This is a genomic window from Candidatus Binataceae bacterium, assembly GCA_035508495.1.
Taxonomy (GTDB): Bacteria; Desulfobacterota; Binatia; order Binatales; family Binataceae; genus JASHPB01.
Genome location: DATJMX010000037.1, coordinates 31,089 through 45,120 on the forward strand (window position 1 = coordinate 31,089; position 14,032 = coordinate 45,120).

The 14,032-nt window shown below is 59.3% G+C and carries 13 protein-coding genes and 1 pseudogene; 8 read left to right on the forward strand and 6 right to left on the reverse strand.

Features of this window, described 5'->3' with window-relative positions; genetic code table 11:
* Nucleotides 1–196 precede the first annotated feature (196 nt).
* Entirely contained in the window at nucleotides 197–1,879 is a 1,683-nt protein-coding gene (locus tag VMA09_12555) for a CSLREA domain-containing protein (GenBank protein HUA34432.1), read from the reverse strand.
* 1,002 nt (nucleotides 1,880–2,881) lie between these two features.
* On the opposite strand from VMA09_12555, the gene VMA09_12560 reads away from it, so the two are divergent.
* The 3 genes from VMA09_12560 to VMA09_12570 are packed head-to-tail and all read left to right on the forward strand — an operon-like array spanning nucleotide 2,882 to nucleotide 4,742.
* Nucleotides 2,882–3,439: a carboxymuconolactone decarboxylase family protein gene (locus VMA09_12560; GenBank protein ID HUA34433.1), complete on the forward strand. Its 558-nt coding sequence runs from the start codon at nucleotides 2,882–2,884 to the stop codon at nucleotides 3,437–3,439.
* A gap of 10 nt (nucleotides 3,440–3,449) precedes the next feature.
* Entirely contained in the window at nucleotides 3,450–4,322 is an 873-nt protein-coding gene (locus VMA09_12565; protein HUA34434.1) for an SDR family oxidoreductase, read from the forward strand.
* 15 nt (nucleotides 4,323–4,337) lie between these two features.
* Nucleotides 4,338–4,742 carry a VOC family protein gene (locus tag VMA09_12570; GenBank protein HUA34435.1) on the forward strand — a complete coding sequence of 135 codons (405 nt, stop codon included), beginning with the start codon at nucleotides 4,338–4,340 and terminating at the stop codon, nucleotides 4,740–4,742.
* Nucleotides 4,743–4,796: 54 nt separating this feature from the next.
* Here the strand turns inward: VMA09_12570 and VMA09_12575 are convergent, their stop codons facing one another.
* The 3 genes and pseudogenes from VMA09_12575 to VMA09_12585 all read right to left on the reverse strand — a co-directional run bounded on the left by VMA09_12575 (nucleotide 4,797) and on the right by VMA09_12585 (nucleotide 6,511).
* Entirely contained in the window at nucleotides 4,797–5,147 is a 351-nt protein-coding gene (locus VMA09_12575) for a YciI family protein (protein ID HUA34436.1), read from the reverse strand.
* Nucleotides 5,147–5,536: pseudogene (locus tag VMA09_12580) on the reverse strand (alkaline phosphatase family protein). The gene VMA09_12575 and the pseudogene VMA09_12580 overlap by 1 nt, the downstream one beginning before the upstream one ends.
* Before the next feature lie 159 nt (nucleotides 5,537–5,695).
* Nucleotides 5,696–6,511 (reverse strand): alkaline phosphatase family protein, encoded by an 816-nt coding sequence (locus VMA09_12585; protein HUA34437.1) that lies wholly within the window; start codon nucleotides 6,509–6,511, stop codon nucleotides 5,696–5,698.
* Nucleotides 6,512–6,661: 150 nt separating this feature from the next.
* Between VMA09_12585 and VMA09_12590 the strand changes: the two genes are divergently transcribed.
* Entirely contained in the window at nucleotides 6,662–7,345 is a 684-nt protein-coding gene (locus VMA09_12590; GenBank protein ID HUA34438.1) for a YoaK family protein, read from the forward strand.
* A gap of 28 nt (nucleotides 7,346–7,373) precedes the next feature.
* On the opposite strand, the gene VMA09_12595 is transcribed toward VMA09_12590, so the two are convergent.
* Nucleotides 7,374–8,234 (reverse strand): SDR family oxidoreductase, encoded by an 861-nt coding sequence (locus tag VMA09_12595; protein HUA34439.1) that lies wholly within the window; start codon nucleotides 8,232–8,234, stop codon nucleotides 7,374–7,376.
* 104 nt (nucleotides 8,235–8,338) lie between these two features.
* Nucleotides 8,339–9,007: a DUF4410 domain-containing protein gene (locus VMA09_12600; GenBank protein HUA34440.1), complete on the reverse strand. Its 669-nt coding sequence runs from the start codon at nucleotides 9,005–9,007 to the stop codon at nucleotides 8,339–8,341.
* Between the two features lie 468 nt (nucleotides 9,008–9,475).
* Between VMA09_12600 and VMA09_12605 the strand changes: the two genes are divergently transcribed.
* The 4 genes from VMA09_12605 (at nucleotide 9,476) to VMA09_12620 (ending at nucleotide 13,986) form a co-directional block, all read left to right on the forward strand.
* The gene (locus VMA09_12605; protein ID HUA34441.1) at nucleotides 9,476–9,862 is read left to right on the forward strand and encodes a hypothetical protein; all 387 of its coding nucleotides are present in this window, start codon (nucleotides 9,476–9,478) and stop codon (nucleotides 9,860–9,862) included.
* A 290-nt stretch (nucleotides 9,863–10,152) separates the two neighbouring features.
* Nucleotides 10,153–10,605: an SRPBCC family protein gene (locus VMA09_12610; GenBank protein HUA34442.1), complete on the forward strand. Its 453-nt coding sequence runs from the start codon at nucleotides 10,153–10,155 to the stop codon at nucleotides 10,603–10,605.
* Nucleotides 10,602–11,663 (forward strand): adenylate/guanylate cyclase domain-containing protein, encoded by a 1,062-nt coding sequence (locus VMA09_12615; protein HUA34443.1) that lies wholly within the window; start codon nucleotides 10,602–10,604, stop codon nucleotides 11,661–11,663. Before VMA09_12610 ends, VMA09_12615 begins: the two co-directional genes overlap by 4 nt.
* 31 nt (nucleotides 11,664–11,694) lie before the next feature.
* On the forward strand, nucleotides 11,695–13,986 hold the full coding sequence (locus VMA09_12620; GenBank protein ID HUA34444.1) for an FUSC family protein: 2,292 nt from the start codon (nucleotides 11,695–11,697) through the stop codon (nucleotides 13,984–13,986).
* Nucleotides 13,987–14,032: the final 46 nt, after the last annotated feature.

Genomic DNA, 14,032 nt, shown 5'->3' on the forward strand with positions numbered 1-14,032 from the left:
CCCTCGATCGATGGCGTTCGCTTCTCGAAGACTGGCGCGGGCCTCCTTGTCGTCCTCACTTGAGAAGGCCCCCTCAGCCCCACCTTGGAAGTACACAGGATTGACGTGGATGCCGCGGCCCGCGGCTTCGGTCTTTTCAGATGCGGAATCAATTGTGGTTGCAGGCTCCGCGCCTTATCGTTTGGGATCTCTCTTCTCAACTCCGAGGAGGAAAGCAGTATTGATTGATGGCCTTCTCCAGGTCGTTGACATTTGGATAACCCAGCCGCGACGCGGCGTTGTTCAGGGTTCCATATCGCAGGGAAAGGACCGCGACGCTTTCGAGCTGACATCCTATGGTTCCGGAAATTCCGGCGAAGCGCGTCGGTGTGGGTGTCGGCGTGCGCGTCGGAGTTGCGGTTAGCGTCGCAGTCGGCGTGGCAGTTGGCGTTCGAGTTGGGGTGGCGGTTCGTGTGCTGGTGGCCGTGGCGGTCGCAGTCGCAGTGGCGGTCCGAGTTGGAGTCGCTGTCGCCGTCGCGCTGGCGGTCGCTGTGGCCGTAGAAGTTGCGGTCGCGGTTGGCGTCGCGGTCGCGGTGGCGGTCGGCGTTGCGGTTGCAGTAGCTGTGGCCGTATTGGTGGCCGTCGCAGTTGGGGTTGAACTCGCCGTCGCTGTTGCAGTCGGGCTGGCGGTCGCAGTGGCCGTGGCGGTCTGAGTTGGAGTCGCGGTAGCCGTCGCACTGGCAGTCGCGGTTGCTGTTGCCGTAGAAGTTGCGGTCGCGGTCGGGGTCGGGGTGGGAGTCGGGGTCGGCGAGGTCGCCTGAAACTCATACGCGCCGATATCGCACGGGCCGCCCGGACCATCGAAGGGATCGGGCCGCGGCTGACCACGCTGGTCGCAGGTGAGTTGGGTGGACGAGGTGACGGACGGCGGATCGGTACAAGGATTCAACGCGCCCGAGGGAAAGATGCAGTCGGCAAAGGGGATGGCGTCAATCGAGATACTGCCCACCAGCTCCGCGAGGGTCTCCGCAGGTCCGCCGTTATTGGCCAGTGCGCTGGCGAGCGATGCCGAGACGCCGTCTCCGAGGGTCTGGCTATCAGCGCCGGTGCTGCTGCCGAATTTGCAGCTCGTGTCGTCGGCGATGTTGTAGCCGCCATTAGTGACGCCATTGCCGGAGCAGTTAGTGCCGGAGCCGCTGTCAGCCAGGATGGTGTTGGTCACGGTTACGCTAGCAGCGGAGTTGTTGTTGTAGATGCCGCCGCCGGTGCCGTTGCCCGAGAAGGTGCTGTTAGTCACGGTTGACGTGGCACTGCTGTCATTGAAAATGCCGCCGCCGTTGGTTGATGCGCTATTGCCGAAGAAGGTGCTGTTAGTGACCGTCAGCGAGCCTTCGTTCGCAATGCCGCCGCCATTGCCGGCGCTGTTGCTGGAGAGGGTGCTGTTGAGGACGGTCAGTGTGCCGCCATTGTTATAGATGCCGCCGCCGTTCCCTGAACTGTTGCCGCCGTTAGTAATCGTAAGATTATTGAGCGTGAGCGTCGCTCCCGACCCGACTTCCAGCGCCTGGGAACCTCCACCATCAATGGTGATGGACTGCCCGGTCCCATCAATCGTCAAACTGCCGGGCGACGAGTTAGCGATCGTCGGCAGGCTGCCGCTCAGCGTGATCGTTCCGGTGACGCTGAAGGTAATGGTGTCGGTGGCGTTGGCGGTTACGCAGTCTCCGCCAGTGGTGTCGGCGCCCGGGCTGTTGGCGTTGTTGATCGCCTTTCGGAGACTGCATAGCCCATCACTGGAACCGCTGTCATCGGTCGTCGTATTGACGGTCTGCGAAGGCTGACCGTTATCGACCGGAAAGTCGCAATTTTGCCCGGTCCAGGCAGGGAGGCAGGTGCACACGGCGGCACACGCAACCGGATCTTGAGAACACCTTCCGCCGTTCAAGCAAGGGTTAATACTGCAAACATTAACCCCACTGCACGCTGCGGCTACCCCTTGAGGCACGAGCGCAATCAGAATCGCAAGCAGGACTACAGGCCGCGCCAAAGCCCTCAGGCTTGAGGCAACTATGAAAAACAGGATGCGGCCAAAGCGGGAACTCAGCTTCGCCCATAGACGCGGCCAGCGGCCCTCTGTCACGGCCTTTTCCGACCCCTTCGCCATTTGCCGATGCCTTCCAGCAGCCTGAGCCGCTATCGCGGGATGTTCGCCAGCGAGCGCAATCCAAGGTGATCTTTCCAGGGATATCGAATTGCAGACGGTAAGACTTACCGCAGCAGGAATTAGCTAATGTCTTTGCGATTCTAACCGAAACTTCCTTTTTGACTTTTTCAATTCCAACTCGAGCGTTTAGCTCGATTAGCTTTCCTATGCAATGCTTTAGAGGCAAACGCGCAATCTGGGGTGGTCGCGGGGACGTCCGCGCTCGCCTGTACCTATGCACGCTGGTCGCGGTTCGTCTGAATCCGTTGTTGCAAGGATTCCATCAGAGGCTACGTCAGGCGAGAAAGTCATGGCGCTGACCGCATGTTGCGAAAGTTGATTGTCGTTCTAATCGTCATGCTCAAAACCAATTCGCCCTTTCTCGAAAGTGGTATTCGCGGTCTCTCCGCAATGCGTAGTTGACTTTTTAGACGGTTGCTCTTCACCAGCTTCGAGAGGCGAGGGAGGAAAGTGAGCAAATGCCGAGCAATGCTGCGCGACCAATGAGCGCGTGTGAAGGCTCTGCAATTCCGTCATGACAAACGGAGCGTTGCCCAACGGGCATGGCGTGACGGAATTGAGCGGAGCGCGATTTTCTGAACTAAATAAAGGCCCGGCTTAGGACTGGCGTCGGGAATCCGGTAAAAATTCCCTTGACGATCGAGCAGCGATTTCAGGTTTTACAAGGAGGATTCACTAATGGCCTTGCTTCCGTATCTTGATGACAAAGAGGCGACGCCCGAGGTTCTGAAGATTCTCACGGCCGGCAAGGTAGTCCTCAACGTTCAGCGGATGACAGCCAACGCCCAGAGCCTCTTCGTTCAGCGCAGCCGCCTCAGCAACGCCCTCTTCACGCAGATTGCTATCGACCCCAGACTGCGCGAGATTGCGATCTTGCGCACCGCGAAGGACTGTCATTCGGTCTATGAATGGACGCAGCACGTGCCGGCGGCGAAGCACGTGGGCGTGAGCGAGGAGCAGATCGCCGCGATCGAAAACTGGCCGAGTGCGCGATGCTTCAGCGAGCTGGAGCGCCTGGTGCTGCAGTTCACCGATGAGGTCAATGCGAACGTCAAAGCCTCGCGCGAAACTTTGCAGGCCCTCAAGCGGCATCTCGGCGCGCAGGAAATTATCGAGTTGCTGATTATTATCGGGCACTGGCGCCAGACCGCCAGCATTCTTGAGACCACGGAGGTTGACCTCGAAGATTTTGCGGGCAAGGTCGATATCCTGGAGAACATGACTCCGCGCAAGTGAGGTTTGAGCGATGAGACTTAAAGACAGAGTGGCAGTGATCACTGGCGGCGCCAGCGGGATGGGCCGCGGAACGGTGATGCGCTTCCTCGACGAGGGCGCCGCCGTCGTCGTCGCCGATTTCAACGAAGACACAGGCAAGCAGACGCTGGCACTCGCGGCGGAACGGAATCATAAAGATCGGGTCCGCTTTATTCGCACTGATGTGGCCAAAGAAGCCGACATCGAGGGCATGATCAAGCTTGCGATCGCGGAGTTCGGCCGCCTTGACATCGTGTTTAATAACGCCGGAGTCGGCGGCGCGCTGGGGCCGATCTGGGATGTTGACGTCGAGGAATGGGACTACACCTTCGACGTTCTGGCGAAGGGCGTCTTCCTCGGAATCAAGCACGCGGCACGCGCGATGAAGCAGCAGGGGCAGGGCGGTTCGATCATCAATACTGCATCGGTGGCCGGCCTGAGCGGCGGCGCAGGACCGGCCGTGTACTCGGCAGCCAAGGCGGCAGTCATCAACCTGACCAAGGCGGCGGCGATGCAGCTGGCGGGGGATCGTATCCGCGTGAACGCGATCTGCCCGGGCGGAATTCTCACCGGCCTCACCGATCGCGGAGACCCCGCAAGCGCCGGCAAGCGGATGGATTCCTTCCAGCCGTGGCCCGAGCACGGCAAGCCTGAGCATATCGCGGGCGCGGCGCTGTTCCTTGCCAGCGATGATTCCGAGTTCGTGACGGGCGAGGCGCTCGTGGTCGACGGCGGCCTGACGGCGGCCGGCCCGGACATCTGGCAGCGCTTTGGAACCTCGCGCGAAGCCCAGCTATCCAACGTAGCGGTAAATCGCGGCAGCACTGGCGCGTCGAGCACCAGCCGGCCCGCACGCAAGATTTGAGTAACGGAGAGACCCATGCAGGTAAGTAAAGATTCGATCGATCTCGGCATTGTGATCACCGACGAAAAGGCCGCGCTGGCGTTCTATCGCGACGGCCTCGGGATGGAATCAGAGGGCGAGCTGCCGCTGCCGAACGGACGCATGTATCGACTCAAGTGCGGCACCACGATTATCAAGCTGGTCAAGCTCGAGCGCACGCCGACGGCCAAGCCTGAAGCGGGCGGCCCGATGCGCGGGCTTGGCTTTCGTTATTTCACGATTTCCGTGCCCGACATTCGCGGCCTGATGGCGCAGCTCGAAGCCAAGGGCATCAAGGCTACGGTTCCTGTCACCGAGTTTCGACCGGGAGTCACAATCGCGATGGTCGCGGACCCCGAGGGCAACACGGTCGAGTTCCTGCAGAACTCCGCGCCGAAGTAATCGACAGATCGACGGCTCATCCCGCGCGTATTGCCGGATGAGCCGTCGCCAGCGCTAGCCCATCTGCATCACGGGGCGAACCTCGATGGTGCCGAACTGCGCCAGCGGGATTCCAGCCGCGATTTCGAGCGCCTCGTTCATATCGGCGGCGTTAACCAATATGAATCCGCCGAGATGCTCCTTCGTTTCGGCGAAGGGCCCATCGGTGGTCGTCGCCTTTCCCTTGCGAACCCGCACACACTTCGCCGAACTCACGGGATTGAGCGCCTCGGCGACGATATAGCTGCCCCTTCGACTCAGCTCCTGATCGTAAGCCATCGAATCGCGACCCAGCGTGGCCTTGTCCGTGGGCGAAAGCGCCGCGGTCGCCGACGGTTCGAAATAAACCAGGCAGACGAACCTCATCACGTTGCTCCTTTCGATTCGTTCGATCGACGTTCACTGCCCCTAGTCGCCTGGCACTCGCTCAAATCGACATTCGAGTAAAAGTTGCGAACGGGCAAACGAAATCTCGCGACTTTATCCAGGAGTTCGGCCGCTTCCTTGGCGCTTTTGGGCAGGAGCGCCGCCGTCGGATCGAGCCCGTAGAACTCGCGTGCGGCATTGATGATCGAGCGTTGCAGATTGTTCAACTGGATATCGCTCAGGTTGATCGCCGCCATCTGCATGACATCGAGCGATACAACTCCGGTGTTGAATCCCGCGGGATCGGGCGACACCGCAGCCGGTAGCGGGACATGATCGTAATTTCCACCGTGCTCGTCGAAAGTGATGATGAGGAGCGTGTTCCACCAGTTGTTTCCGGCTGCTCTTCGAGTTGCGAATTGCCTGGTAGACCTCCCATATCAGGCGGTCTCCCAGGAGCACGCTACCGGGTCCGCCGTTGGAATAGAGCGGTGAGCCGAAGGCGGATGGATGCATGTCGTCATGCCAGACCGCATGATCGAAGAAATTTATGAAATGAGGTTCGAGAAATGAGTATTTGGGGAGTTCACCGGCGGCGCAATCGTCGAAGAAATTCTTGCCAAAATGAAATCCTTTACCCAGGTATCGAAAGTAGTTTTCACCGATTTTGTCTTTTGACGCGCCCCAGTGAAGCAGTTTTGTGAACGGCACTTCGAGATCCTCGTATATGTACCAACTGCGGTTGCCGAACTTCTCTTCGAGTTGATGAAGATAGTTGGCCCGGCGCTGAAATGAGCCCAGCGATCGAGGCCCCAGGGATTGCCAGGCGACGAGGTTTTCGGATTGTTGACCCATCCCCATGAAGTCGCAGCATTCCAGAACGTGCGGTTGCACCAGGTCTGACTCGGCACCGCGCAGAACCAATGATCGAAAACAGCGAACGCTTGCGCGAGCTTGCTGAAGACGGGGATTGTGCTCGGCGCGAAGCAGCGCATGATCTGCGCGCTTTGCGTGGCCGCCGAGCCGGTCCAGCCCTGGGTATCGGTCAGGTTCGTGTAGTAATCCCTCACGAAACCATTCATTCCAGGCGTGCCGGAAGCGGCATCGGACCCGAAGAGCTGCATCGTCACGTGCTCGTACTCTTCGCCAGGATCGGGATACGGCTGATGGACGTCAGCGTCGGCTGAGACCGGGACTGAAATGCCGTCCTGGCCGAGATTGCTCAGCGTTTTACCGATCACACCCTCGAAGTTCTTCCCCGGCGGAACGCCTTCCCGGTAGAGGTAGCCGAACAGGTTACCGAAGGAGCGGTTCTCGAGCATCAATACGACAACGTGATCGAACGTATCGAGCGGCGATGACATTGCGATAAATATTCCCTCTGTGGATTCGAGACCGGACTATAGCGGCGTTTCGCAGTAAGGCAAATATGAAAGGGTGAAGCGCTCCGGAATCGCGCAATGTTTTTGTTCGTGAAACAAGAAAGGCTCGCATGCTTCTAATGGAACGCCGACGTGAAGAAATCTGAACGGGACAAACTCCTTTTTCTGCTTGCGATTACCTCGGGCTCTGCCGACGGATGGGCCATCCTCGGGCTCGGTCACGCATTCGTGGCCAACATGACGGGCAACACGGTTCTACTGGGTATCGGGATATTTGGCATGCAGAGCGAACGAACCCATCCGCTCATCGCGTTGATATTCTACGCCACGGGAGTCGCGGCCGGCTCGTTATTCACGCGCCATGTCAAATCCGATGCGACCTGGTCGAGGTCGGTTTCCTTCACGTTGCTGTTCGAGGCATTGCTGCTGCTTCTCGCGGAGGCGGCCTGGATTTACCTGAACGGCGCTCCAAGCCGTGAGACTTCGTTCATACTATTGGCGTGCGTAGCGTTCGCGATCGGACTCCAGAGCGGAGCGCTACTGCCGCTGAAGCTGCCCGGAGTCATCACGACCTACATCACTGGAACATGGACGACCTTGGTAAGCGGTCTTGTAGCGATCGGCGGCCAGGCTCCAAGCCGCGAGAGCAAGGAAGTAGTCGAAGAGCGCGTCGTGATCCAGATTGGTTTCCTGCTAACCTATTTTCTCGCGGCAGTGTTCACCGGACTGATTTTCAAGTACGTGCCAACGATGGTTGGTATAGTATCCAGCCTCCCGGTTCTGACGGTTGCGATTTACGGAGCAATTCGCGGGTAGCAAATCGACTCGTCGCTACTCGGTAACATCAGAAGCTCGGTTTGGTCGGGTAGGGCGTCAGCTGTAGATCATGCGTCCAACATGACTTGTCCTGGGTGTGCAGGTAGAAGAATGCTTCCGCGATCTTCACCGGGTTCATCACGATCTCGGGGCGCTTCTGAGCGATAGACAATGCACGCGTTCCCGGCGAGTCGATCAGGCCGTCGATAATGACGTTGGCGACGTGCACGCCGTGCTCGGAATATTCTTCGGTCAGGACCTGGGCGAGAGTGCGCATCATGACGCGCGGATAGTAGAGCGATTGCCCCGTCATCCGCTTGCGCCCGCGCAGCGCGTTCGCGTTGTTGCTGATCAGGAAAGAGCCGTGGCCCTTCTGGCGCATCGACGGCAGCACCTCCTTGGCGACGAGGAATGGTCCACGGCTCGATATATGCTGCGCCGTGTCGAACATCTCAACCGGGATATATTCGAGTAACTCCTTGTCAGGAGGAAGGTCGCGTCCTTCGAGGTAACCGGCATTATAAACAAGCACCTCCGGCTCGCCGGCCTCGCCGCGGATTTTCGTGAACGCTGCGGAGATCGACTCCTGCGATACGAGATCGAGCTCGACGATCATGCATTCGCCGTTTTTGCTTCGAATCGCCTCGGCGAGCGGCGCGGCGTTGGCCTGCTTGCGGGTTGTCAGCACGACGAAGAAGCCCTCCTGCGCGAACTTCTGTGCTATCGCGCCGCCGACGCCCCATCGCGCGCCGACCGGCATCTCGCGGTCGTCGATCGTCTTGCCATGCGCGAGCAACGTATTGCGGCCGTCCGACTGCCACTTCGAAGTGGCGCCGACTACGACCGCGACCGGTTTGTTATTTGGCTTCGCGTTGCGATCCTGGCTCATCGAAGGTCGTTCCTTCCTTGTAGAGTTGGATCGATTAAGCACCCGCCCGGCGCTTTCCGCAAGGGTCGAGGCAAAGGTGGCAGCGGCGTAAATCGCAGGAAGTTCTATTCCGTGCGCAACTTTACCGATCCCGCTTTACTCGGAACGATCCAGCCCTCGTTCGCCGAGTATTGAGATATATAGTTGGCAATCTGAATTGCGGTCTCGCCGGAGAGATAATCTATCTGCGAGGCGTAGAATTTCTGACCGCTCGAGGCCGCGTCGTCAAGCGCCGCAATGAGGGTTACCGGACCGAGGAAGAATTCACCGAATCCCATCGACCAGGCGACGCCCGGCATCTTTCCGCTGTTGGAATAAGTAGTGAAAGCCAGCACTTCGGCATGCTCTCCCTGCATGATTCGATAGACATGCACTTCCGTTGCGAGCTCGGATTCACCGGCGCCCAGGCCGAAGGTCACACGGGTGAAACCGTTGCCCTCGTCGATTTTCGTCATGCGGCCGGTGATCAGGAGGGTGTTGTCAATCAAAGGCGCATCGCTGTCGGCCGGAATGCGTTCGGCGGGGAGGCCCATCTTGTCCAGCCGCTTCGCCGTTTGCGCCGAGATCCTTTTTGCGAGGTCGTCGCCGATTCCAACGCGGCGCTCGTTGGGATTGCTCTTGCGAAAGAAATCGATTCCCCGCGTGAGTGGGCTTCCATTTTCAGTGACGTCGCCGGTGTCGAAGATAAAGTCATTGACCGCGATTTCAACGGGCGCGACCGGCTCCGCCGCCATCGCTGCGGCTTGTTTTCGCGGATTTGCCGGTTTCGGTGCCCGAGGTGTGACGGAGAGCTGGGCGCAACCGGAATAAATTACCGCAATCAGAGCGAGCGAGTAGAGACGAATGCTAAATCCGATGCGAAGTTGAGAGGCTGAACACATCAGATCACCCAGGAGCAGGAAGTTACTAGAGAACAAACAAAGACCGAACCTGAGATTGATTGTTTGTGCACAACGAATACTCAGTGATTCGTCAGCGGCCTGCCAACGCACTACCGATCAGCCTGAAGTTTTTTCATTCAGACCGGTAGGCCGCGTGGTATTGCATCGTCGCCAATGTGAATGAATTCAAGCGCCGCGAGCAGTATTACGCCGGATCTCGCGCATTTTCCGTATAGATCGACGCGCCTTATTCATCGGCACGTCTATTGCCTGATCAACGGGCAAGTAAACTCTCGCGACGAAATCGATCAGGACACGACTATGAACAGCACGATTCGAAATCTGTTGATTGGCTGCATGAGCGTGGCCGCGCTATCAATTCTCGGATGCTCACCGGCTGCCGATACCAGCGAAGCCTACGTTCCGCCGCCGAACGCGAAAGTCGTCGACGTTCCGACCAGAGTGACCGCAGTGCCGCCGAGCGCCGATTCGACCACGGTGACGACTCAATACTCAAACGGCGCGGTGCAGCAGCGCACCACGACTGCTTACAATCCGGGATATACGACCGCAGGACCCCCCTATCGAACGACGGTGGTCCCCAGCTCATCGGTGCCGCCCTCGAGCACGACGCGATCGACGACCACGACCGACGATCGGGGTAACGTCGTCCAACAGCAGACCACGACTACAACTCCCGGCTACTGATTCTGTGCAGATGACTGAGCAGTGAGTAGTCGGTTATCCGATCTTTCTGAGTAATTATTTATTCCGCCATATCAAACTACAGTTAGCTCATCGGAGGCGCCTTCCAGCTCATCGCGAACGGCGACGACCACCGACGATCAGGGCAACATCGTCAAGCAGCAGACTGCGGCCAATGCTCCCGGTTGTTAACTCGTTCAGGCCGGGCAGATGATCGGGCGTGCGATGCCGCGTTCCAGCCGGTAAAAGGACAGGCTTGGACCCTGGCTTGCGTGAGTGCTAAGAGCTTGAACGTGGAAGAGCCGAATTCGGTCAAGCGCGAGTTCAAGGTCGAGGCTGATCCTGCCACCGTCTTTGCTTTCTTTACCGATCCTGAACGTCTGACGCGATGGGTAGGAACGTCGGCGCAGATCGACGCGCGCGTGGGCGGGTTGTTCATGATCGAGGTTCTAAAAGGGCGAGTCGCGCGCGGTGAATATACTGAAGTCGTGCCGGTGACGCGGCTTGCCTACACCTGGGGATGGATCAGTGACGAGCAGGTGCCGCCCGGTTCTTCGCGGATCGAGATCGATCTGCTGCCGCAGAATGGAAGCACGCTTGTGCGCTTCAGTCATAACGGTCTCCCGGCATCTGAAGTTCCCGGACATGGCATCGGATGGACGCATTATCTGGCGCGTCTGGTTGTTGCGGCGGGCGGTGGCGATCCGGGTCCCGATCCCGGTCCGCCGGGACGCACACGTGAATGAGTTCTGCTGCGATTCCGCGCACACCAACCATAACCTGGCTCCTTGATGAGGGTGCGCAATCCGCCGCTGCCGGGATATTGTTGGGCGAAGTATGCAATCGGCTGGTAGCTGAAGGATTGCCGATCGCGTCGGCGATCATGTCGGTCGCGAGTCTTGATCCAATGGTTGCCGCAAGCCGGTTGCGATGGCGCCGTAGCGATGGCCGCGTCGTCGCCGAGCTGCAGTTCCATGGAACCTCGGGCCTCGATGAACAACTTGCCGAGCAGGTGGCCCGCGACTCGACAAACGCCCAATCAGTTTCGTGGAGCATCGCGGACGGCGCGGAACTCGACACCAAACAGCGTGAATACCTCGATGACGTCTGCCTCGCGATGAAGGCTCCTCTGCAAGCCGTCGTCGAACGTGAGACCACGCGCGCTCTTCTGCGCGCGTACCTTGGTCGCCGAAGCGCTGAAAGGGTTTTGAGCGGAACCGTCCGGCGCGGCACCGGTGAGACGATCGATGCAGTAATCTGGCTGTCCGATTTGCGAGATTTCACGCGATTCTCGGAAACGCATGTGCTCGAGCAAGTGATCGCGGCGTTGGATGATTGCTGCTCGCACCTGGTCGGCGCGATCCAGCCATTCGGCGGCGAAGTATTGAAGTTCATCGGAGATGGATTGCTCGCAATTTTTCCGCTCGCGGGCGCCGACGCGAAAGCCGCCTGCCGCGCGGCGCTGGCGGCGACTCGCGCTGCGCGTCAAGGCATGGCTCGGCTCGATGAGTCGCGGATAGGATCGGACCTGCGTCGGTTGCCGTTTGGAGTTGCGCTTCATGTTGGCGCCGTGATGTATGGCAATATCGGCGCTCCCGACCGTCTGGACTTCACCGCGATCGGTCCCGCGGTCAATACTACCAGCCGAATCCAGGAACTGTGCCGCACACTCGATTGTCCCGTCCTTATCTCCCGGGAGTTCGCCGCGCGCTGCGAAGAAGCTCTGACGCCCGTTGGCTACCATATTCTGCGGGGCGTCGGCGAGCCGGCCGGACTATTCACCATTCGGGAACTGAGACCATAATGCGATGCGCTGGCGAGCGGCGGAGTGAGAAGTGGCGGGCGTTGCAAAGGACCTTCGAATAGTTCAATTCGCGAACTGGTTCGATCAGTTTGGAACATTCCTGGCAAGCGAGCTTGCGCCGACGCCGCGCAAACTCCGCACTGCGCTCAGGTTCACTACAGTTGCGACCATTGGCACCGGCCTCGTCGCCGCCTGTCACGTATACAGTGAGTTTGGCGCATACATAGTTTGGCTGCTGGTCGGTGCGGGGCCGATGATGTCGCCGCGCCGCGCGATTCAGTTTCTCATCGCCGAGGGTATCGCCCTCGCCGTATCTGTCGTCCTGGCCCGCGCCTTTGCCGACACGCCATGGCTGATGGCGCCGCTGCTCTTCGCGTTGGTTTCATACGGTACGTACGTGGGAATGATTCGCAAGTTCGCTCCCGGATTGTTGTTGATCGAGGTCGTTTGTCTCGGCAATTTCTACGACGTTGTCTTCGCGCCCGGTGACATCGGATGGAGCTCGGCCGGTGCGCTCGGCGGCAGCGCGCTCGCCTTCGGCATCCTTGTACTGTTTGACAACTGGCTATGGCCGGATCCCGGTGATGCGATTCTGTTGGAATCTCTCTCCAGGAGCGTTGCGCAGGCACGTTTGCGCTTCCTGGCGGCGGCCGATTACTACGTGGGTCGCTCCGGAACGCCACGTCCTAAACTTCCCCCGCCGACCTCCGATCTGCCTGCGCATATGACATTACTCGATCAGGCTTCTGCCGAGGGCGCTAGTCAGTATCGGCATGCGATCCTGCTGGCGGCGATCTCGCGCACGGCGCGAATCAACCTCGAAGTGGATCGCCTGGTATTCTCCGCCCGCGAACAGGTGCCGCACGCAGTGCGCGAGATGGTGCGGCCGGAGCTAATCGCGGCCGCACGCGGAATCGCGGAAGCCTTGGACGATTTTGCGCGGCAACTCAGAGTCGACGTGCCCGTTGGCGTCGATCGAATGCCTCCCGCGCGAGCCCAGGCGCGAGCTGCGATGGACAAACTCTCGGCGCGGGTCCTCGAGGTTCGCCACGAATATATTCGTACCGCAGGCACGGCCGAGATCGAGAACTTCGCTGCCTTTACCGACTCGCTCGCGGTTCTGACCGCGCATCTGGAACGTTTGCTCGATGAGCCACCGCAGTCGCTGCCCAAGGCGACTTCCGAACTGGCTCCGCTATTCACTCTTTCGCCGAATCCCGACCTCGCTCGATACTCGTTAAAGGTTGGACTGTGCGCGGTGGTTGGATACGCAATCGGTCTGACGGCCCAGCGCCCGGAGCTTTCCACGATACTAACTACCGTGCTTATAACCGCACTACCCACTTACGGCGCCGCAATGCGCAAGATGATTTTGCGGATCGTCGGCGCGTTGCTCGGCGGAATTGTGTCGCTGGTCGCGATCATTATAGTGTCGCCTAATTTCGACAATCTGCCGTCATACATGATGACCGTGCTGGTTGTGTTTTTTGTCTCCGGCTATGCGTCCCTCACCAGCGGCCGCGTGTCATATGCGGGAAGGCAGATCGGTACAACTTTCACACTGGTATTCGCCGGGCTCAGCCCATCGATTGAGATTTATTCGCCGCTCTGGCGCATCTGGAGCATTCTCCTTGGAACTTTCGTAGTGGCTATTGCGACGCTGTTACTATGGCCGGTGTACGCCGGCGATTCGCTGTTGCCAAGGCTGCGCAGGGTAATTGAAGACACCTTGGCGCTCGCGCCGGGCGGTTCGGCGGCAGGCGACGACGAACAGATCTCGGAAGTGAACTCCGATACGATGCGCCTGCTGGCCGAGATTCTGCAGGTCGCCGATGACGCGCAACTCGAAGGGCGCAGCAGCATGGTTGATCACAACGCGATCGTCGAGGCGACTGGCGCATTGCGCCGGATCGCGAACAGGTTCGCGTCTATTTCAACCGGCAGAATCTCCGTTCAACTGCCTCCGATAGATCCCGCGATAGAATCCGAACGCGGAGCTATTCTCGCTCCTATAGTCAAGCAACTGGAGAACTGGCTCGATTACTTCAAGAGCCCTCACTGCTTTAAACCCGCGATTGCCCACGCGGTCGCCAATGCCTACCGCCCGGAAGATCTTCGTATTCCGCTGGCGAGCTTTGGCTCGTGGATCGAAGACGGCAGCTACGCGCGAGTCGAGAAATGGACACTCGATCAACGGCGCACGATTCTGGCCGAACTACAATCGATGCGGCGACTGGATTTTCTTATAAACGATCTTAACCGCTGGCTGGCTCGGATTCCCGGCGCGCCTCCGAGCGCTCGTCCCGTTGCCCGACTGGGCTGAACACTGTGTCGTCCAGCTCTCATCGGTCTGCCGCCCAGGGAGAGCC